The organism is Streptomyces sp. NPDC088097, assembly GCF_044741845.1.
In the GTDB taxonomy this organism is placed as follows: domain Bacteria; phylum Actinomycetota; class Actinomycetes; order Streptomycetales; family Streptomycetaceae; genus Streptomyces.
Genome location: NZ_JBIUTJ010000007.1, coordinates 147,911 through 167,710, shown reverse-complemented (window position 1 = coordinate 167,710; position 19,800 = coordinate 147,911). Strand labels below are relative to the sequence as shown.

Here is a 19,800-nt window from a genome sequence, read left to right as displayed (position 1 = left end):
CCCCGGGGTGGAACGCGGTCACGGGACGGGGGGACAAGGTGGGCGAGGGGGAACGGTCGGTGGGGACGGAACGGTCGGTCGAGGCGGAGCGGTTCGCGCGGCTGATGCGGGAGCTGAAGGAACGTGCCGGGCTGAGCTACGGGGCGTTGGCGCGGCGGCTGCACACCAGCACGTCGACGCTGCACCGGTACTGCAAGGGGGAGGCGGTGCCCGCGGAGTTCGCGGTGGTGGACCGCTTCGCGCGGGCCTGCGGGGCGGAGCGCGAGGAGGCGGTGGAACTGCACCGGGCCTGGCTGTTGGCGGACGCGCGACGCAGGGCGGGGACGGCGACGGGGGTGGGGGCCGCAGCCGTGGAGCCGCCCGCTCCGCCCGCGCCGTCCGCGTCCGCGTCGTCCGAGGAGCCGTCGTCCGAGCGGGCGCCGGTGGTGGTGCCGGCGGTGCGGTACGGGAGGTTGCGGCGGCGGGTGCTCGCCCTGGCGGTGTCCGGGGTGGTCGCCGGGGCGGTGGTGGCCGCGCTGGCCGTCGCGGCCCCGGAGCGGGGGCGCGACGGGTCGCCCGCGGTCGCGGCGTCGGCGGGACCCACGGGCAGCGCGCCCGGGTCCCCGTCCCGGGCGGGGTCAGCCGCCCCCTCGGGGGCCGGGACCGAGTCGCCCGGGACCGCCTCGGCCGGGGCCACGGGCGGCTCCGGGGCGTCCCCGTCCGCCGCGCCGGACGCCGGCGCCGCCACCGACGGGGCCCCGAGCGGCGCGGCGAGCGGTCCGGCTCCCGGTTCGGGCGGTTCCCCCGCGCCGCCCGCCGGGGTCGCGCCCCTGGGCGTGGCCGTGCGGTCGCACGTGTGGGCCTCGGGCTGCGACCACGCCTACCTCACCGACCGGGCCCCGGCGGCGGTGCCCGCGCCGCCCGTGCAGGCGGACGCCCTCGGCTGGGCGCGGGCCCAGCGGGCGGTGCACGCCGGGACCCAGATCGTGGAGGTCACCCTGCACGGCAAGGGGGAGGGGGCGGTGGTGCTGGAGGGGCTGGAGGTACGGGTCGCCGCCCGACGGACCCCGCCGGCCTGGAACGTGTACCGGATGTCCCAGGGCTGCGGCGGCGCCCTCACCCCCGCCACCTTCGCGGTCAACCTGGACGCGCCGAGGCCGCTGGCCCGCGGAGTGGCGGGCAATGACGCCGGGGAGCCGCTGCCCGCTCCGACGTTCCCGATGCGGGTCTCGGCGGCGGAGCCGGTCGTGCTCCGGGTGGAGGCGGCGACGACGGGCTGCGACTGCGACTGGTACCTCGACCTGCGCTGGAGCGGGCCCGGGGGCTCCGGCACCCTGCGCCTCGACGACGGGGGCCGGCCCTGGCGGGTCAGCGCCTCGGGGGGCCGGCCCGCGTACGGGTTCGCGACCGAGCTGGGCCGCTGGACCCGCTGACCGCGCGGCCCGCACGGCCTGCACCGGCCTGCACCGGCCTGCACCGGCCTGCACCGGCCTGCACCGGCCTGCACAGCCTGCACCGGCCTGCACAGCCTGCTCGGCCGGTACGGCCTGCTCGGCCGGTACGGCCTGCACGCCTGCACGGCCGGTACGGCCCGCACGCCTGCACGGCTCGCACGCCTGCACGGCTCGCACGCCTGCACGGCCTGCACGCCTGCACGGCTCGCACGCCTGCACGGCTCGCACGCCTGCACGCCTGCACGGCTCGCACGCCTGCACGGCCGGTACGGCCCGCACGCCTGCACGGCTCGCACGCCTGCACGGCCTGCACGCCTGCACGGCTCGCACGCCTGCACGGCCTGCACGCCTGCACGGCTCGCACGCCTGCACGGCTCGCACGCCTGCACGGCTCGCACGCCTGCACGCCTGCACGCCTGCACGGCCTGCACGCCTGCACGGCCTGCACGCCTGCGCGGCCTGCACGCCTGCGCGGCCCGCACGCCCGCCCGGCCGTACCGCGCGCGGCGGTGAACGTGCAGGTCAGCCGCCCTTGTCGGTGGCCCCCTCTAGACTCGGCCGCACAGGCCGTGCCATGACCGGGCGGGGCCGCGACGAGGGAGGGAGGACACCGTGGCCACGCGACCACCGGCGTACGCGTCCGGGCCGGAGCCGTTGCTCGGCCGCGCCGCCGTGTTCCTCCCCGCCGCCGTGCCCCGAGAGGGCCGGATCGCGTTCTGGGCGCCCGGGGGAGAGGCCCTGCCCGAAGCCGGGACGCCGCACACCCTCTCCGTGGTCCGGCCCCACGGCGAGGGCGTCCGCACGCGCACCGTTCCCGCCGTGACCCTGGGCGTCGCCGAGGCCCTGCCCGTGCTGGTGCGGGCCGCCCGCGCCGCCGCCGCGCACCCCGCCGCCCGAGCCTGGGGCACCGCCGCCGTCCAGGCGCTGTCCCTCGCCGCCCGGGGCCGCCTGCTGCCGGGCCTCACCCCCGAGGGGATCGACGCCTGGCGGGCCGGTCCGCTCGACGCCGAGGACCTGGGGCACCTGCGCGCCGTCGCCGCCGCCCTGCCGTACGAGGGGTACGCCGTCCCCCTGTCCGGGCGCCGTCCGCTGACGCTGCCCGAACCGGAGGCCCTGGTCCGGGCCTTTCTCGACGCCGTCGCCGACACCCTGCCGCGCACCGCGGCCGCGCCCTTCGCCTCCGGCGCCCCCTTCGCCGCCCGGGAGCCGCAGCGGGTGCCCGGGATACAGGAGTGGGCCGCCCAGGTCGCGGCCGGCGCGGACACCGGGGTGGGGATCTCGCTGCGGCTCGACCTGTCCTCCTTCGCCCTGTTCGACGAGCCGGAGCCGCAGGACGTCCGCCGCGCCGGAGCCGCCGTCGTGCAGGTGCACAGCCTCGCCGACCCGACCCTGGTGACCGATGCCGGGACGCTGTGGGCCGGGGCGTCCGCCGCCGGTTTCGGCCCCCGCGCCCGGATCGACGCCGTGCTCGCGCTGCGCCGGGCCGCCCGGGTGTGGCCGCCGCTGCTGCGGCTCCTGGACCAGCCGGCGCCCGACTCCCTGGCGCTCTCGGACCCGGAGCTGGAGGACCTCCTCGGCGTCGCCGCCACCCGCCTCGCCGCGGCCGGGGTTCCGGTCCACTGGCCGCGCGAGTTGGCCCGTACGTTGTCCGCGACCGCCGTCGTACGGTCCACCGCGCCCGGCTCCGCCACCGACGGCACCGCCTTCTTCGACGCGGCCTCCCTGTTCGCCTTCTCCTGGGAGCTGGCCCTCGGCGGGGACCGGCTCACCCCGGGGGAGATGGACTCCCTCGCCCAGGCGCACCGGCCCGTGGTGCGGCTGCGCGACCAGTGGGTCCGGGTCGATCCGGCGCTCGTGCGCAAGGCCCGCAAGCGGGAACTGGGCCTGCTGGACCCGGTGGACGCGCTGACGGCCGTGCTCACCGGTTCGGCCGACGTGGACGGGGAGCCGGTGCCCGCGGTCCCGGTGGGTTCGTTGGCGCGGTTGCGGGACCGGTTGGCGGGGGATCCCGAGCCGATCGCGGCGCCCGCCGCGCTGAAGGCGACCCTGCGGGACTATCAACTGCGGGGACTGGCCTGGCTCGACCTGATGACCTCCCTGGGCCTCGGCGGCTGCCTCGCCGACGACATGGGTTTGGGCAAGACCGTCACCCTCATCGCCCTCCACCTCCACCGCGACCGCCCCGAACCCACCCTCGTCGTCTGCCCCGCCTCCCTCCTGGGCAACTGGCAACGCGAAATCGAGAAATTCGCCCCCGCCACCCCCGTACGCCGTTTCCACGGCGCCGGCCGCACCCTCGACGACCTCCCGCCCGGCGGATTCGTCCTCACCACCTACGCCACCATGCGCGCCACCGCCCCCCACCTCGCCACCCACGCCTGGGGCATGGTCGTCGCCGACGAGGCCCAACACGTCAAGAACCCCCGCTCCTCCACCGCCAAAGCCCTCCGCACCATCCCCACACCCGCCCGCGTCGCCCTCACCGGCACCCCCGTCGAGAACAACCTCTCCGAACTCTGGGCCCTCCTCGACTGGACCACCCCCGGCCTCCTCGGCCCGCTGACGACCTTCCGGGCCCGCCACGCCCGACCGGTGGAGCACCAGCAGGAGGAGGACGGGGGCAACGAGGCCGCGGTGGCCCGTCTGGCCGCGCTCGTACGGCCGTTCCTGTTGCGTCGCAAGAAGTCCGACCCCGGGATCGCCCCCGAACTTCCGCCCAAGACCGAGACCGACCACCCGGTGTCCCTCACCCGGGAGCAGGCCTCGCTCTACCAGGCGGCGGTGGAGGAGGCGATGGCCGTCATCGAGGCGAGCGAGGGCATCGAACGGCGCGGCATGATCATGAAATTGCTGGCCTCGCTCAAGCAGATCTGCAACCACCCGGCGCAGTACCTGAAGGAGGATCCGCCCCGGATCCCGCACCGCTCGGGCAAGCTCGCCCTCCTCGACGAGCTCCTCGACACGATCCTCGCGGAGGGCGGCTCCGTCCTGATCTTCACCCAGTACGTGACCATGGCCCGGATCATCGAACGGCACCTGCGCGAGCGGGGAATCTCCCACCAACTCCTGCACGGCGGGACGCCGGTGCCGCGCCGCGAGGAACTCGTCGACCGCTTCCAATCCGGCGAGGTCCCCGTCTTCCTGCTCTCCCTCAAAGCCGCCGGAACCGGCCTCAACCTCACCCGCGCCGGCCACGTCGTCCACTACGACCGCTGGTGGAACCCCGCCGTCGAGGAACAGGCCACCGACCGCGCCTACCGCATCGGCCAGACCCAACCCGTCCAGGTCCACCGCATCGTCGCCGAGGGCACCGTCGAAGACCGCATCGCCGAACTGCTGGAGGCCAAGCGGGCCTTGGCGGACGCGGTGCTGGGATCCGGCGAGGCCGCCCTGACCGAGCTGACCGACCGCCAGCTGGCCGACCTCGTCTCCCTGCGGGGGCCCGCGTGATCACCGCGCGCGAGGACCGCCGCCGCACCTTCGAGACCGTGCCCGCCGGGGTGGAGGCCGTGACCTGGTGGGGTCGGGCCTGGGTGGCCGCGCTGGAGCGGCGCGCCCACGATCCGGCCCGGCTCGCGCGCGGCCGGACGTACGCCGCCGAGGGCCACGTCGACGCGGTCACCGTCACCCCGGGGCGGATCGTGGCGTACGTCCGCGGCAGCCGGGCCCGCCCCTACCGCACCGAGCTGTCCCTCGCCGCCTTCACCGACGCCGAGTGGGACGAGGTGCTGGAGGCGGTGGCGGCGGATCCGGCGGCCCTCGGGGCGCTGCTGGAGCGGGAGGTCCCGCAGTCCCTGGCGGACACCGTCCTGCCCGGTGCGGGAGAGCCGACCGCCCGCTGCTCCTGCCCGGACCCGGCCAGGCCGCCCTGCAAGCACGCCGCGGCCCTCTGCTACCGGGCGGCCAGGCTCCTCGACAGTGATCCCTTCGTCCTGTTGCTCCTGCGCGGCCGGGGCGAGCGGGAGCTGCTCGACGAGCTGACCCGCCGCAACGCCGCCCACGCCGCCCGCGAACAGCCCGACACCGCACCGGACTTCCCCGGGGTGCCGGCCCGCGCCGCGGTGGCCCGTACGGTGCTGCCCCCGCTGCCCGCCCCGCTCGCGGTGCCGGACGTGGTGGGCCTGCCGCCCGCGTACCCGGAGGACCCGGCGGCGCCGGACCCGCTCGCGCTGGACCAGCTCGCCACCGACGCGGCCGCCCGCGCCCTGGGCCTGCTGGCCACGGGCGTCGACCCGACGGGGGACCTCACCCTGTGGCAGGACGCCGTCCGGCTGGCCTCCGCACACCCGACGGCGGGGCTCACCGGCGCGGCCCGGACCCTGTACCGGGACCTGTCCCGGGCCACCGGCCGCAGCACCACCGCCCTGGCCCGCGCCGCGGCGGCCTGGCGGCAGGGCGGCCTGCCCGCCCTCACCGTGCTGGAGGAGCCGTGGGACCCCCCGGCGGGCCCCTTCGACCGGGCCCGTCCGGCCCTCCTCGCGGCGGGCCAGGGCACGTTCCGCCCGGACCGCAACCGCCTCACGTCCCGCACCCGTCAGCTCCGTCTGAGCCGCGAGGGCCTCTGGTACGCCTACGAATCGCGCCCGGAGGAGGAGGACTGGTGGCCCACCACGCCCCCCTCCCCGGACGCGGTCACGGCGCTCCTGCGCCACGCGGAGTCCTGAGGGGCCCGACGGCCGCCGGGCCGGGGGCCGTTCACCGCGGCGGGGGCGCCTCCAGGCCGGCCGCCCAGGTGGTCAGGGTGGTGAAGTCGCGCTCGCGCAGGCCGTGGCGGGGGTGGATGCGCAGGAGGAGGGCCGGCGACGGGTGGTGGGCGTCGACCCAATCCCGGTCGTGCGCGGTGATCATGTCGTCGACCCAGGCGAAGGGCCGGCCGGCGGCCCAGGCGACGAGGGCGCGGGTCTTCCAGGACAGGCCGTCGGGATCACGTGCGAAAAGTTCCGGCCAGTCGACGACGGGCAGGTCGACGGGCAGCCCGATGTGCGGGGCGATCAGCGTGTTGGCCTGGTGGGTCCAGGCCGTGGCCCAGGTGAGCTCGAAGGGCAGGGCCAACAACCGCGCCCCGTGGGCCGGGTGGAGGCGGACCCGCGCCCCGCGCCGGGTGCGCCGGGCGGCGGGGTCCCGGTGGGCGAGCCAGACGTCGGGCCGCATGCGATGGCTCGTGTAGCCACGCAGCCCGGCGGAGAGGGACCGGAAGGGATTGAGGGGGCCGTCGACGTCGAGCAGGAGCAGCGGTCGTCCAGTCATGAAGTAGGGACTACCCAGTACACGATGGAGTGAAATGCGTACCGGCTCTATAACCCGAACGGGTTTGAGGGCGTTGTCTCCGGTAAGGGCGAGATGCCCCGCAACCCTCCGGAAGGCAGGAACACTGATGCGTCACAGTCGTCGAAGTGGCTTGATCGCGGCCGTCGTCGCGGGCGGCGGACTGGCGGTCGCGGGTGTGGGCGGTCTCGCCCATGCCGATGCGGACGCGGCCGGTCGGGCCGAGCGTTCGCCGGGTCTGCTCTCGGGGAACCTGGTGCAGTTGCCCGTGCACACCCCGGTCAACGCGTGCGGGAACACGGTCAGCGTGGTCGGCGTCCTCAACTCCGCCGCGGGCAACAGCTGTACGAACGCGAGCCCCGGTGGAGGGAGGTCTTCCCATCCGGGCTCCTCGGGCTCTTCGCACTCCTCCGGGTCCTCGGGATCAGGGTCGGGATCGGTGACCCACGGGGGAGCGGTGGCCGCCGGCGGCGGAAAGGATTCTCCGGGAATCCTCTCGGGGAACGGGCTCCAACTCCCCGTCGATCTGCCGCTGAACATCACCGGCAACTCGGTGAGCGTGGTCGGCGTCGGCAACACCTCGCACGGCAACACCTCCGTCAACGGGGAGACCCCCAGCGGGGCCAAGCCGCCCCAGCCGCCCGTCGTCCGGCCGCCCGTGACCCCGCCGCCCGTCGCCCCGGTCACCTCCGTGACCCCGCCCCGGCACGCCGAGGCGCTCGCGCACACCGGCTCCGACGGCCTCGGGTACGTGCTGGCCGGCAGCGGGGTGCTGATGCTCGGCGGGGTCGTGCTGTACCGGCGCTTCCGCCTCAACTAGGCCGTCTCTTACGGATCTTGTTCGGATCTTGCCGGGCCGGGGCCGTCCGACACGGCACCTCTCCTCGGCTACCGCCGGGGAGGCCCCCGCGTTGTCGGGCCTCCCGCGTACGACCGGTGCGCGGGAGGCCCTCCGCCCGGCGAGCCGTCCCCTCGGGCCTGGGAGGCCCCGGTAGTGGACGCCTCGGCCCCGTCCGCGACCCCCGAAGCGCGGTTTGACCCTCCCCTTACGTCAGGCTTGAGGCTGGGTGCCGACGAAAGGGCGGGTGGATGAGCTACTCCGTTGGACAGGTCTCGGCGTTCGCCGGGGTGACGGTGCGGACACTGCACCACTACGACAAGGCGGGGTTGCTCTCGCCCGGTGACCGCAGCCACGCCGGCTACCGGCTCTACGGCGAGGCGGACCTGGTCCGTCTCCAGCAGATCCTCTTCTACCGTGAACTCGGCTTCCCCCTCGACGAGATCGCCGCGATCTTCAAGGATCCCCGGGCGAACCCGCTGGACCGCCTACGGGAACGGCAGCGGCAGTTGAGCGAGGAGATCGCCAGGCTGCAGCGGCTGACCGAGGTGGCGGAACGGGCGATCGAGGTCCAGAAGACCGGGGTGTCCCTCACCCCACAGGAACGCTTCGAGGTCTTCGGAGAGATCACCTTCGACCTGAGCTACGCCACCGAGGCCGAGCTGAAGTGGGCCGGCTCGAAGGGACAGCGCGAGGCCATGGCGCGCGCGACCGCCCACACCAGGGAGGACTGGCGCAGGCTCATGGGCGAGGCCACCGCTTGGCGCGCGGACCTGCTCGCGACCTTCGACGAGGGGGAGCCGACCGACGGCGAGCGGGCCATGGACCTCGCCGAGGAGCACCGCCTGCACATCTCGTGCTGGTTCACCTCCTGCCCGCCCGACATGCACCGGCGCATCGCGGACGACTTCGTCGCCGACCCGCGTGCCTTCGCCCTGGTCGTACCGCCGTCGCAGCAGCGCCCGGGCCTGGCCGCCTACACCCGCGAGGCGGTCCACGCCAACGCGGCCCGCCACGGGGCCGGCCCCGCGGATCCCGAGGGGGCCCGATGAGAATCCTGATCGCCACGGCCGGATCGCGCGGCGACGTCGCGCCCTACACGGGCCTGGGCGTGGAACTGCGCCGGGCCGGGTACGAGGTCGCCCTCGCCACCACGGAGACCTTCGCACCCCTCGTACGCGACGCGGGCCTGGAATTCCGCGGTCTCCCCGCCGACACACGGGCGCGTGGCGGGGTCACCGGCAAACGTGAACTGATGCGCACTGCCGCCGCCTTCACCGCCGACCTGGGCCAGGGTTTCGCCGATGCGTGGGACGAAGGCACGGATCTGCTCCTCCTGTCGACCACCACAGCCCCGCTGGGCTGGCACCTCACCGAGGCCACCGGCACTCCGAGCCTCGGCGTGTATCTCCAGCCCACCGCGCCGACCGGCGACTTCCCGCCCGTCGTCACGGGCTCCCGCTCCCTGGGCCGCGCGGCCAACCGGACCACCGGACGCTTCGCTCTGGGGATGGCCGACCGCGTCTACGCGGACGCGGTCACCGGACTCCGCCGCCGTCTCCGGCTGCCCCCGGCCACGCCTTCCGCCATGCGGCGGCGACAGGAACGGGCGCACTGGCCCGTCGTGCACGGCTTCAGTACGGCTCTGGTGCCCCGCCCGTCCGACTGGCGCTCGGGCCTGGAAGTGGTGGGCAACTGGTGGCCCCACCACGCCGCGAACGAGCAGCTGCCCGCCGACCTGGAGGACTTCCTGACGGCCGGCCCCCGGCCCGTCCTGATCGGTTTCGGGAGCATGGCGTCCGGCGACGGGGAACGGCTGAGTGGGATCGCGGTACGGGCCCTGCGCCGCGCCGGACTGCGCGGCATCCTCCAAGCCGGCAGCGCGGGACTCGCCGCCGACGGGGACGACGTGCTCACCATCGGGCACGTACCGCACGCCCTGCTCCTTCCCCGGGTGGCCGCGGTGGTCCACCACGCGGGCGCCGGTACCTCGGCCGCGGCGTTGCGGGCCGGAGCCCCGGCGGTCACGGTGCCGGTGACCGCGGACCAGCCGTTCTGGGCGGGGCGGCTCGCCGCCGTCGGCGCCTCCAGCGCCCCGATTCCCTTCCGCCTCCTCACCGCCGAACGGTTGGCCGACGCACTCCACCGAGTCGTGAACGACCAGACGTACGTCCGGGCCGCGGCAAGGGCGGCGCAGCACCTGGCGACCGAGGACGGAGCGGGCCGGACGCTGAAGGCCATCCAGCGGCTGACGGAGGGATGACGACGGCCCCGCGGCAGGCGCTGGTGTCGGCGGGTGTTCGTGGACACCGGCCGCGTCCGGCGCCGCGAGCCACCGCGGAACCTCCGTACCGACCACCCGTGCCGAGGTTGACCTGATTGCGCGCTGCCGGGATCCGTCCGAGCCCCCACCATGGGCCGCACCTGCGGGAACGCCGCCCACGGACGGGACGACCGACCATGACCGCACTCCTCCGGCACGCCGTGTGCCCCGAAGGCACCTGGGACGTGGCCCTCGCCCGCCCCGGCCCCGCGCTCTTACCCGGCGTGCGCCTGTACCGGGGCGTGCGCTTCGGGACGGGGGTGGTCCGCCGCCGGCTGGAGATCCCCGGGCCCTGGGTCACGCTGGTCCTCGGATTCGGCCCCCCGATGCGGCTCATCAGCCCGGCCCGGGCCCCGGGGGTCCCGGCGATCGACCTGCTCCTGGCCTCCTCGGTGTCGGGCCTCCAGACCCGGCCCACCATCGGGGAACACGGCGGCCACCTCGCCGCCCTGGAGGTGGTCCTCACCCCGTACACCGCCCACCGCCTGCTCGGCGTCGAGATGGGCGCGCTGGCCAACCGCCACCTCGACCTCGCCGATGTGGCCGGGGCCCGGGCCTCCCGCCTCGGCGACGCGCTCGCGGAACTGCCCGGCTGGTCGGCGCGGTTCGCCCTGCTCGACCGGGAGTTGACCCGCTGGCTGGAGGCCGGGCCGGAGCCCGCGGCGCGCCTGGTGTGGGCCTGGCGGCGGCTCGCCGCGTCGGGGGGCCGGCTGCCGGTGTCCGTGCTCGCGGCCGAGACGGGCTGGAGCGTGCGGCAGTTGGAGAACCGGTTCAACGAACAGGCGGGGATGCCCCCCAAGGCCGTGGCCCGCGTCATGCGGTTGAACCGGGCGATGCGCCTGCTCGCGGCGGGCTCCCTCGCCCCGGCCGACGTCGCCACCACCTGCGGGTTCAGCGACCAGTCGCACCTGCACCGCGACTTCAAGGCCATGACCGGGGCCACCCCCCGCGCGTTCTTCGCGGCCCGCCTCACCGGTCCCGGCGGTCCGGCCGAACCGCCCGTCGCCGATCGGGTGGCGGGGCAGGTCACGAGCGCCCCCGCCGGGTCCCGGGGCGGGGCGAGTGCGCATTCGTCCAAGACCGCGGCCCGTGCACTCCGCGAGGATCCCGTCCCAGCAGGGCGCAATCCGGCGCCGGGCACGTGAGGAGACGCAGCATCATGTTCCGTACCTCCAGCGACACCCCCAAGAAGTCCCGCACCGTCCGCAAGGCCCTCGTACTGGCGGGCGCGGCCGCCGCCGCGGTGGTGCTCATGGCCCCCTCGGCGGGTGCGGCCGGCAGTGTCGGGGGAGCGGGCTCGGCCACCTGGTACTCGAACGGCGACAAGATGACCGTCTGCGACAACGCCTCGGACGGCAAGTCCGTCGTGGTCGAGGCCTACGTGAACGGCAGCTGGCAGTACAAGTGGCACACCGGTGGCGCCGGCGGCTGCACCGACCGCTCCTACGGCAACCTGCCCGAGGGCTACCAGTTCGACTTCCGCGTGTGTCTGGGGACCAACAACACCGTCCAGTGGAACACCTGCGGCGGCTGGGCCCACGCCACGGCCTGATCCGGCAGACCGCCCGTGAGGGGCGCCGGTCCGGCGGCCGGCGCCCCTCACGCGCCACCGGACCCGTTCACCCGTGGGCGGTGTCGACGGGCGGCCCCGCCGGACGCGGTGCGCCAGTCGTCGAGGATCACGTCGATCCGGGACGCCAGTCGGGCGCGGGCCGTGAACCGGGGCACCCCCGCCATCAACAGGGCGTCGTAGTCGGTGTCGAGGTGGCGCACGGCGGCCCGGACCGCCATGGACACGGCCCCTTCGTCCAGGGCCCGGCCGGCGGCGGTGCGACCCACCCGGCCGCTGCCGCGCACGGAGGCGTGGGCGGCGATCGCGTGCGCGCGCTCGGGCGGGCAGCCGGGGAACAACCGCAGGATCTCGGCGGCGAAGGCGGCCGTGAAGCGGACGTCCTCGGCGGCGCGCCGCAGCCGGTCGCGCTCGCGGCGTCGGGCCCGGGCGTCGGCGTCCGCGAGGCAGGCCCGCTCGGCCCGGGCCAGCGCGCCGTCCTCGACCAGCAGGCCCTGGCGTTCGTAGCGGCGCCGGCCCCGGTGTCGGCGGACCACGACGGCGTGCAGCGAACTGGCCTCCCGTGCCCGCCGGGTGAGGGCCGCGTTCCCGCGCGGGAGGTACACGAGGTGTCCCAGGTCGGCGCAGTCCAGGCAGCGGGGCACGCCGGCCTCGCGCACGAGGTGCCGTAGCGGACCCCGTCGGCACTCCGCGCAGTGAATCTGCTTCTGTGACTCGAAAACGACGAGACTCATAGGGTGGTGATACCGCTACGCAATGCGTATATCACCTTGTCCGAATGGGTTGTTGGACTTTCATCAAACCCTCTTCGACGTCATGATGTCCTCCTACCGTGAGTCGGATGGGCCGAGGTGGGCCCATGGAGGAGGGCGCATGGGTGGGCGACAGGTGATGGCGCGACGGTCGGGAACGGCGGCGCCCTCGGAGTTGATGCTCCGCGAGGTGGTGATACCGGCCGGCGGCTGCACGGGCTGGCACTACCACCGGGTCCCGCTGATGGCGGTGGTCAAGTCCGGAACGCTGACGAGGATCCTGGCCGACGAGAGCCGCGAGGTGCACACCGCCGGGGACACCTTCGTCGAACCGGCGGGCACCGGACACATCCACCTGGGGCGCAACCTGGGTGAAGAACCGATCCTCCTCCACGTCACCTGCCCCCTCGCGTCCGACGACGCGTTCGCGGTGGCCGTCGCGGCCCCGCCCGGGGCCACGCCGTGCGGCTGTCCCGAACACGCCGGGTGAGGAGGCTCGCGGTGCCGTGGTGACCCCCGTCCGCCACGGCACCGCGAGAACACGGACCGGCGGGCGCCCCGCGCCCGGCCGGTGGTTCGGGACCGGTCGACGACTCCGTTTCGACGACCCGGACCGGTGGACGACTCAGACCAGGCGGCGGATCTCGCCGCGCACCCGGTAGAAGCCTCCGGACGCCGCGTGCAGCCCGTCCACGACGTACCGCGCGCCGGGCTCCCGGATCCCGCGCGGGAACTGGACGTTCCAGGAGCCGTCGAACCCGTCCGACACCACCTGCACCCGCACCCGCCCGGACTGCTGGACGCACTCGACGACCACACCGCCGGCCGGGAGCGAGGCCACCGACACCGTCTGCACCGCCGAGGCGGAGGCCGCCGGGGTGAAGACGGGCAGGGCCGCCGCCGACTTCACATCGAGCGGTGCGGGGACCGAACCCCGCTGGGCGGCGGCGATCGCGGCCTCGCTCGCGTCCACGCACACCAGCGAGCCGTCCGTGGTGACCAGGTAGAGGCGCTCGTCCAGGTACTGCATGGACAGGGCCGATCCGCTGCCCGTGCCGAGCTTCCACAGCCGCCGCCCGTCGGCGTCGAAGCAGTACACCGAGGACGAGGAGTCCCCGGCGAACACGTGCCGGCCGTCGGGCGAGGTCGCGCACGAGTACACCGCCGCGTCGCAGGCGTAGGCGGCCTCGATCCGGCCGGTCTCCTTCGAGAGGCGTTGCACGCTGTTGCGCACCGTTCCCGCGTAGACCGCCCGGTCCTCCTGCCAGCCGAACAGCACCCCGCCGGGGGTCTTGGTGTGCCACAACTGCCCGGTGCCGTCCGCCGCGTACGCCGTCACGCCGTCGGCGTGGCCGTGGTAGACCGCCCGCTCGTCCGCCCGGACCATCCAGGCGCCGGCCCCGGAGGACTTCCGCGACCACTGGTGCTCGTCCTCGTGGTCGATGACGGTCAGCCCGCCGTTCGCGTCCGAGACGTTCAGCACGCCCTCGTGGATGTCGAGCCAGTAGATGTCCACGTCCGCCGCGATCCCGTAGGCCGCGAAGGGAACCTTCGACGACAGGTCGTACACCGTGCCGTCGTCACAGCCCGCGTAGATCCAGAACTCGTCCGCCACCAGGCACTTCACCCCGTCCGGCAGCGAGTAGCGGGCCAGGACCTCGCCGCCGTGGCTGAGGGTGTGGACGTCGCCGGCCTGGTTGCCGACCCAGCAGCGGTCCTGGTCCACGTGGATGCCGAACGCCGAGGACCCCGTGCGGAAGCGCCACAGCACCGGGGCCACCGCCCGCGCCGTGGACGGAGCCGAGGCCACCTGGCGGCGGGTCACCGAGCGTGCCGCGCGGCCTCCGGGCACGGCCGGGGCGTACCCCTTGCGGACCTTCTCGCCGATCTTCTTCGCCGCGGCGGCGCGGGCCTTCTCGGCCGTGGGGAAGGCGGAAGTCTGCAGCTGACCGGCGGCGCCGATGCGCCCGTACCGCACGGAGACCGCGACGCCGTCCACGATCACCTCGTAGAACTTGTGCGCCGCGCCGTCCGCCTGCGACAGCTCCAGGTACGTCGTCTCCCGAGCCATGACAGACCCCTCCCCAAAACCGGTCCGACCGGCTCCTGTTCGCCGGCGGTCCCTCGTGGAAAAAGCTAGGCGCCGCCACTGACAATGGGTCGGTGAAGCTCGAAGCGATCACCTGGCAGCGCATGGCGGACCGGCTCGCCGCCCACCTCGACGACCACGCGCCCGCCCCCGGCGCGCGGACCTGGCAGCGGGTGGGGATCGACGGTGCGCCGGCCGCCGACACGGGCCTGCTCGCCGGCCTCCTCGCCGACGCCCTGCGCCCGCGCGGTCGTCCGGTGCTGGTGGTCGCGGCCCGGGACTTCCTGCGACCGGCCTCGCTGCGCTTCGAGTTCGGCCGCGAGGACGTGGACGCGTACCTCGCCGGCTGGTACGACACCGGCGCGCTGTGGCGCGAGGTGTTCGGCCCGACCGACCCGGGCGGCGCCGGCCGGGTCCTGCCCGACCTCTGGGACCCGGCGACCGACCGCGCCACCCGCAGTCCCTACGTCGAGCTCCCGGCCGGCGGAGTGCTGATCGTCCACGGCCCGCTGCTGCTGGGCCACTGGTTCCCTTTCGACCTCAGCGCGCACATCAGCCTCTCCGCACCCGCGCTGGCCCGACGTACGGACCCCTCCGAGCAGTGGACCCTCCCGGCGTTCGCCCGCTACGCCCGGGACACCGAGCCCGCCTCGACGGCGGACGTCCTGGTCCGGGCCGACGACCCCCGCCACCCCGCCTGGTCGGACATCCGCCCGGGCGGGGAGGGCGGTTGACGGGCCCGGTCGGCAAGATCCGAAAGAGACGGCCTACCCCCGCGCCAGGTCCATCGGGGGTCGGCCGCCCAGGTGGGCCACCGCCCGGGCCGCGGTACGGCAGCCCGCCCGGGCCGCCTCGGCCGGTCCCGCCCCGGCCAGGCGCGCCGCGAGGAAGCCGCCCGTGAAGGCGTCCCCGGCGCCCGTGGAGTCCACCGCCACGGTCGGCTCCGCCTCCACCTCGGCGGTGATCCGGCCGTCCTCCGCGACGAGCGCCCCGCCCGTGCCCCGGGTCACCACCACCAGGGGCACGCGAAGGCTCAGCTCCACCGCCGCCCGGGCGACCCCGGCCCGCTCCGGCAGCCCCGCCAGCAGCAGGGCCTCGTCCTCGTTCGGCAGGAGCGCCCCGGCCCCCGTCACGGCGGTCAGGAAGCGGTCCGGCCCCAGCTCCGAGAGGAACCCCGCCGACGCCGGGTCCACGCTCACCGGGACCCCGTGCGTACGGGCGGCCCGCAGCGCGACCAGGGCCAGCGCCCGACTGCTGTCCGCGAAGAACAGGTAACCCGACAGGTGCAGATGGGCGGCGCCGTCCAGCAGGGCGGGCACCCAGTCGGCGGGGCACAGCCGCAGCGAGGCCCCGCTGTCGGTCAGGAAGGTCCGCTCCGCGTCCCCGCCGACCAGCGCCACCACCGTCCCGGTCGGCTCCGCCGGGTCCACGACCAGTCGGGGCCGCACCCCCGCGTCGACCAGGGCCCGTTCGTGCCACCGCGCCGACTCGGCGCCCACCCGCGCCAGGAGGCGTACCTCGGCCGCGCCGGAACGGGCCGCCCAGCAGGCCGCGTTGGCCCCGGCGCCACCCGGCAGGGTCCGGATCCTGGCCGCCGTGTCGGTGGCCGGGGCCAGGGGCCGCGGGTGCACCGCCACCACGTCGGTCACCACGTCGCCGACCACCAGCAGCGCCCCCGGGGTCGCCGTCACGCCCGGGCCGCCCAGGCCGCCGCGATCCGGGCCCCGAGCCGCACGTTGCCCCGTACCGCGGCCAGGTTCGCCTCCAGCGAGGCCCCTCCGGTCGCCCGTACCAGGAAGTCCAGCAGGAACGGGGTCACCGCCTGTCCCGCGATCCCCCGCTCCCGGCAGGCGTCGAGGGCCTCGGCCAGCACCCGGTCGTGCAGATCCGGGTCCAACTGCTCGTTCACGGCCACCGGGTTGGCGACCAGCAGGGCCGACTCCGCGCCGCCCAGGGCGTCCTGGGCGGCCATCACCGCCGCCACCTCCTCGGGCCGCTCCACCGTCCAGTCGACGCCCTCGCCGGAGTCGGCCAGGTAGAAGCCGGGAAAGCGTCGCGTCCCGTAGCCGAGGATCCCCACGCCCAGGGTCTCCAGCCGCTGGAGGGTGGCCGGGACGTCCAGGATCGACTTCACCCCCGCGCACACCACCGTGATCCGGGTCCGCGCCAACAGCGCCAGGTCGGCCGACTCGTCCTGGGACGCGGTCCACTCCCGATGGACCCCGCCGAGCCCGCCCGTCGCGAAGACCCGCAGCCCCGCCCGCGCGGCCAGGAAGGCCGTCGCCGAGACCGTCGTGGCGCCCGTGGCCCCCGCGGCCAGGGCGGGCGCCAGGTCCCGGTGCCCGAACTTGCGCACGTCGTCGCCCGTCGCGACGCGCTCCAGGCGCGCCTTGTCGAGCCCGGCGTACGCCACTCCGTCGATCACCGCCACCGTCGCCGGGACGGCGCCCTCCGAGCGGACCAGGGCCTCCAGTTCGAGGCCCACCTCCAGATTGCGGGGGCGGGGCAGCCCGTGCGCGATGATCGTCGACTCCAGCGCGACGACGGGCCTGCGCGCGGCGAGCGCCTCGCGCACCTCCTCCGACAGGACCGGTACCTCTGCTGCTCTGTGCTGTGGCATGTCCCCATCCATGGCACGGGATTCGCGCCCCCAAACGCGCCGTGTCCGCTCCCGGGCGAAAGGTGTCCGAGTAGCGTGCCCCCATGGACACGCGAGGCTTCTACGACGAACTCGCCTCCCGCTACGACCTCATGTACGAGGACTGGGACGCGAGCGTCGCCCGCCAGGGCCGGGCCCTGGACTCCCTGCTCGTCTCCGCGCTGGGCCCCGGACCGCACAGCGTGCTCGACAACGCCTGCGGGATCGGCACCCAGGCGCTGGGCTTGGCGGGCTTGGGCCACCGGGTCACCGGAACCGACCTCAGCCCACGCGCGGTCGCCCGCGCGACCCGGGAGGCCGCCGACCGCGGACTGACCCTGCCGGTCGCCGTCGCCGACATGCGGGCCCTGCCCTTCCCCGAGGCCTCCTTCGACGCCGTGGTGTGCGCCGACAACGCCCTCCCGCACCTGCTGACCGCCGAGGACGTCCACGCGGCTCTGGCCGAAACCCGGCGGGTGCTGCGCCCGGGCGGCCTGCTCCTGCTCTCCACCCGACCCTACGGAGCCCTGCTCCGGACCCGGCCGCAGAGCGAGCCCCCGCGCGTCCGGACCGGCCCCGACGGGCGGACGATCACCTTCCAGCTGTGGCACTGGCACGCCGACGGGGAGCGCTACGACCTCGAACTGTTCCGGCTGCTGCCGTCCGGGGAGACCTGGACCACCCGGACCTCGACGGTGACGTACTGGGCGCTTCCGGAGGAGGAGACGGCCGGGTACGTGCGCCGGGCCGGCTTCGGCGAACCGGTGTGGCACTCCGCCGAGGCCTGTGGCTTCCACCAGCCCGTCCTCGGCGCCCGCCGCCCGCTGCCCCGGGTCCGCTCGACGCAATGACGCGTCCGACGCGCCCGCGCTGGACGATCTGGCCACCCCGGAGCCCGGTGGGACCGCACTAGGCTGGCGCGCCATGAGCACCAGTGATCACACCGCCCCCGCCTCCTTCGCCGTCTCCGTGGCCGACGTCCCGGACGCCGAACTGGAGGTGGAGGAGCTCGACCCCGCGCAGGTCGTGTCCGGTACGCCGGTGGTGACCGGCAAGGTGCTGTGGGAGTCGGCGGACGGGTCCCAGATCCGGGGCATCTGGCAGATCACCCCCGGGGTGGTCACCGACACCGAGGCCGACGAGCTGTTCGTGGTGGTGACCGGCCGGGCGACCATCGAGGTCGAGGGCGGTCCGACCCTGGAGGTGGGCCCCGGCTCCGCCTGCGTGCTGCGGGAGGGCGACAAGACGACCTGGACGGTCCACGAGACGCTCCGCAAGGCCTACCACATCAACGGCTGACGGCCCCGTGGGCCGTCGTCGCGCCCTGATGGACGCCGCCTCCCGGCTCGCGCCCTCCCGCCGAGTCCCTCAGGCCTGCGCCGACGGAGCCGGCCCCGCGGGCGTCTTCGCGGGCGCCGGGTGTCGCCGGGCGGTGAAGAGGGCGAGCGCCGCCATCGGCAGGAGCAGCGCGGCGCCGATGGCGTTCAGCCGGCCGTAGCCCGCGTGGGCCATGACCAGCCCGGACAGCGCTCCGCCGACGCCGGCGGCCGTGTTCATGGTGAGGTCGCTCAGGCCCTGGACGGCGGCCCGGGTGGGCTGCGGGACCGAGTCGGTCAGCAGCGCGGAGCCGGAGACCATGCCGGCCGACCAGCCGAGTCCCAGCAGGAACAGGCCCGCCGCGCTCTGGGCGTGGTCGCCGTCGGCCGTTCCGGCGAGCAGCGCGGCGACGCAGAGCAGGCCGGCCGCCATGCCGATCACGGACAGTCGCCCGAGCCGGTCGGCGAGCCACCCCATGACGGGGGAGAAGGCGAACATCCCCGCGATGTGCCCGCTGATGACCAGACCGACCAGCCTGAGGTCGGCGCCGTGGTGGCCGAGGTCGACCGGGGTCATCACCATGATCGACACCATGGTGGTGTGCGAGACGGCGACGGCCACCAGGGCGAGCCGGGCCCGGGGCGAGGCCTTCACGGCGGCGAACCCGGCGCGCAGGGAGCGGCTCTGCGGGGTCTGTTCCGCGGGCCCGGCCAGGGCGCGGGCCGTCAGCAGCGGGTCCGGCCGCAGGAACACGGCGAGCAGGGTGGCCGTGAGGACGAAGACACCGGCGGCCCAGACGAAGGGCCCCGCCGTCTGGGGCACGGGGGTCCCGGCGAAGCTGTCGGCGGCCGGGGCCGAGAGGTTGGGGCCGAGCACCGCCCCGATGGTGGACGCCCAGACGACCATCGAGATCGCCCGGGCCCGCCGGTCCGGGGCCGCGAGGTCGGCGGCGGCGAAGCGGGCCTGGAGGTTGGCGGACGAGGCGGCGCCGAAGGCGGCCATGCCGACCATGAGCAGCGGGAAGCTCTTCACCCAGGCGGCCAGGACGACCAGACAGGCGCCGAGGGCGCCGATGACGTACGCGAGGACGAGCCCGGGGCGACGACCGCGCGCGGTCATCAGCGCGGCCAGCGGCAGCGAGACCAGGGCCGTGCCGATCACGGAGGCCGTGGAGGCGAGTCCGGAGAGGGCCTCGGTGCCGCTGATCTCGGTCGCCAGCACCGGGGCCAGGGCGATGCTGATCGGGACGCCTATCCCGCCCAGTATCTGGCCGGCTATCAGCACCCCGGTGGTGCGGCGCCGCAGCCGGGGCAGCTGCGCGGCGTCGACCGCGAGCCCGACGACGGGCCCGACCGCGGGTGCGGGGGAGGCACCGAGCGGATCCCGGGCCGAGGTTCCGGGCGGGGTTCCGGGCGAGGCCTCGGGCTGGGAGGTCACGCCGGGCACCCCCGTCGCGGGGAGACGGGTCGCACGTCGGGGGCGTGGGGGTGCGCGGTGGGGCCGGCTGCGGCGCGAGTGGTCACCGCGGAAGTTTCCCACCCGGCGCCGTACGGGGGAACAGGCCGGGGGACGGCC

18 protein-coding genes are annotated in these 19,800 nt (G+C 75.4%); 12 read left to right on the top strand and 6 right to left on the bottom strand.

The annotated features are described in order from the left end of the window. Positions 1-59 precede the first annotated feature (59 nt). The 3 genes from ACIOD1_RS21975 (at position 60) to ACIOD1_RS21965 (ending at position 6,097) form a co-directional block, all read left to right on the top strand. Entirely contained in the window at positions 60-1,412 is a 1,353-nt protein-coding gene (locus ACIOD1_RS21975; RefSeq protein WP_401904053.1) for a helix-turn-helix domain-containing protein, read from the top strand. 633 nt (positions 1,413-2,045) lie between these two features. Beyond that, complete coding sequence (locus ACIOD1_RS21970) at positions 2,046-4,883, top strand: SNF2-related protein (protein WP_401904051.1); 2,838 nt, start codon at positions 2,046-2,048, stop codon at positions 4,881-4,883. Continuing rightward, positions 4,880-6,097 (top strand): SWIM zinc finger family protein, encoded by a 1,218-nt coding sequence (locus ACIOD1_RS21965; RefSeq protein ID WP_401904048.1) that lies wholly within the window; start codon positions 4,880-4,882, stop codon positions 6,095-6,097. Before ACIOD1_RS21970 ends, ACIOD1_RS21965 begins: the two co-directional genes overlap by 4 nt. Before the next feature lie 31 nt (positions 6,098-6,128). Here ACIOD1_RS21965 and ACIOD1_RS21960 read toward each other — a convergent pair whose 3' ends face one another. Continuing rightward, on the bottom strand, positions 6,129-6,680 hold the full coding sequence (locus tag ACIOD1_RS21960; protein WP_365624110.1) for a hypothetical protein: 552 nt from the start codon (positions 6,678-6,680) through the stop codon (positions 6,129-6,131). Positions 6,681-6,807: 127 nt separating this feature from the next. Here ACIOD1_RS21960 and ACIOD1_RS21955 point away from each other — a divergent pair, with 127 nt between their 5' ends. The 5 genes from ACIOD1_RS21955 (at position 6,808) to ACIOD1_RS21935 (ending at position 11,411) form a co-directional block, all read left to right on the top strand. Then, positions 6,808-7,518, top strand: a complete 711-nt coding sequence (locus ACIOD1_RS21955; RefSeq protein WP_365624108.1) for a chaplin — start codon at positions 6,808-6,810, stop codon at positions 7,516-7,518. A gap of 269 nt (positions 7,519-7,787) precedes the next feature. After that, positions 7,788-8,588 (top strand): MerR family transcriptional regulator, encoded by an 801-nt coding sequence (locus ACIOD1_RS21950; protein ID WP_401904045.1) that lies wholly within the window; start codon positions 7,788-7,790, stop codon positions 8,586-8,588. After that, a complete protein-coding gene (locus ACIOD1_RS21945; RefSeq protein WP_365624104.1) occupies positions 8,585-9,799 on the top strand; it encodes a glycosyltransferase in 1,215 nt (404 codons plus the stop codon). Before ACIOD1_RS21950 ends, ACIOD1_RS21945 begins: the two co-directional genes overlap by 4 nt. Before the next feature lie 197 nt (positions 9,800-9,996). Beyond that, positions 9,997-11,004, top strand: coding sequence for a helix-turn-helix domain-containing protein (locus tag ACIOD1_RS21940; protein ID WP_401904043.1), 1,008 nt, complete (start codon positions 9,997-9,999; stop codon positions 11,002-11,004). Between the two features lie 14 nt (positions 11,005-11,018). After that, positions 11,019-11,411: a hypothetical protein gene (locus ACIOD1_RS21935; protein ID WP_365624100.1), complete on the top strand. Its 393-nt coding sequence runs from the start codon at positions 11,019-11,021 to the stop codon at positions 11,409-11,411. A 47-nt stretch (positions 11,412-11,458) separates the two neighbouring features. Here ACIOD1_RS21935 and ACIOD1_RS21930 read toward each other — a convergent pair whose 3' ends face one another. Beyond that, the gene (locus ACIOD1_RS21930; RefSeq protein WP_401904041.1) at positions 11,459-12,163 is read right to left on the bottom strand and encodes a DUF2293 domain-containing protein; all 705 of its coding nucleotides are present in this window, start codon (positions 12,161-12,163) and stop codon (positions 11,459-11,461) included. A gap of 139 nt (positions 12,164-12,302) precedes the next feature. Here ACIOD1_RS21930 and ACIOD1_RS21925 point away from each other — a divergent pair, with 139 nt between their 5' ends. Further along, positions 12,303-12,671, top strand: a complete 369-nt coding sequence (locus ACIOD1_RS21925) for a cupin domain-containing protein (RefSeq protein ID WP_365624096.1) — start codon at positions 12,303-12,305, stop codon at positions 12,669-12,671. 135 nt (positions 12,672-12,806) lie between these two features. Here ACIOD1_RS21925 and ACIOD1_RS21920 read toward each other — a convergent pair whose 3' ends face one another. Next, the gene (locus ACIOD1_RS21920) at positions 12,807-14,252 is read right to left on the bottom strand and encodes a WGR domain-containing protein (RefSeq protein WP_365624094.1); all 1,446 of its coding nucleotides are present in this window, start codon (positions 14,250-14,252) and stop codon (positions 12,807-12,809) included. A gap of 92 nt (positions 14,253-14,344) precedes the next feature. On the opposite strand from ACIOD1_RS21920, the gene ACIOD1_RS21915 reads away from it, so the two are divergent. After that, the gene (locus ACIOD1_RS21915) at positions 14,345-15,004 is read left to right on the top strand and encodes a uridine kinase (RefSeq protein ID WP_365624093.1); all 660 of its coding nucleotides are present in this window, start codon (positions 14,345-14,347) and stop codon (positions 15,002-15,004) included. Between the two features lie 33 nt (positions 15,005-15,037). On the opposite strand, the gene ACIOD1_RS21910 is transcribed toward ACIOD1_RS21915, so the two are convergent. Then, on the bottom strand, positions 15,038-15,961 hold the full coding sequence (locus tag ACIOD1_RS21910; RefSeq protein ID WP_365624091.1) for a PfkB family carbohydrate kinase: 924 nt from the start codon (positions 15,959-15,961) through the stop codon (positions 15,038-15,040). Further along, positions 15,958-16,890, bottom strand: a complete 933-nt coding sequence (locus tag ACIOD1_RS21905; protein ID WP_401904038.1) for a pseudouridine-5'-phosphate glycosidase — start codon at positions 16,888-16,890, stop codon at positions 15,958-15,960. Before ACIOD1_RS21905 ends, ACIOD1_RS21910 begins: the two co-directional genes overlap by 4 nt. An 83-nt stretch (positions 16,891-16,973) precedes the next feature. Between ACIOD1_RS21905 and ACIOD1_RS21900 the strand changes: the two genes are divergently transcribed. Then, on the top strand, positions 16,974-17,759 hold the full coding sequence (locus ACIOD1_RS21900; protein WP_401904037.1) for a class I SAM-dependent methyltransferase: 786 nt from the start codon (positions 16,974-16,976) through the stop codon (positions 17,757-17,759). A gap of 73 nt (positions 17,760-17,832) precedes the next feature. Then, complete coding sequence (locus tag ACIOD1_RS21895; RefSeq protein ID WP_365624085.1) at positions 17,833-18,207, top strand: cupin domain-containing protein; 375 nt, start codon at positions 17,833-17,835, stop codon at positions 18,205-18,207. Positions 18,208-18,276: 69 nt separating this feature from the next. Here the strand turns inward: ACIOD1_RS21895 and ACIOD1_RS21890 are convergent, their stop codons facing one another. Then, a complete protein-coding gene (locus ACIOD1_RS21890) occupies positions 18,277-19,539 on the bottom strand; it encodes an MFS transporter (protein WP_365624141.1) in 1,263 nt (420 codons plus the stop codon). Positions 19,540-19,800: the final 261 nt, after the last annotated feature.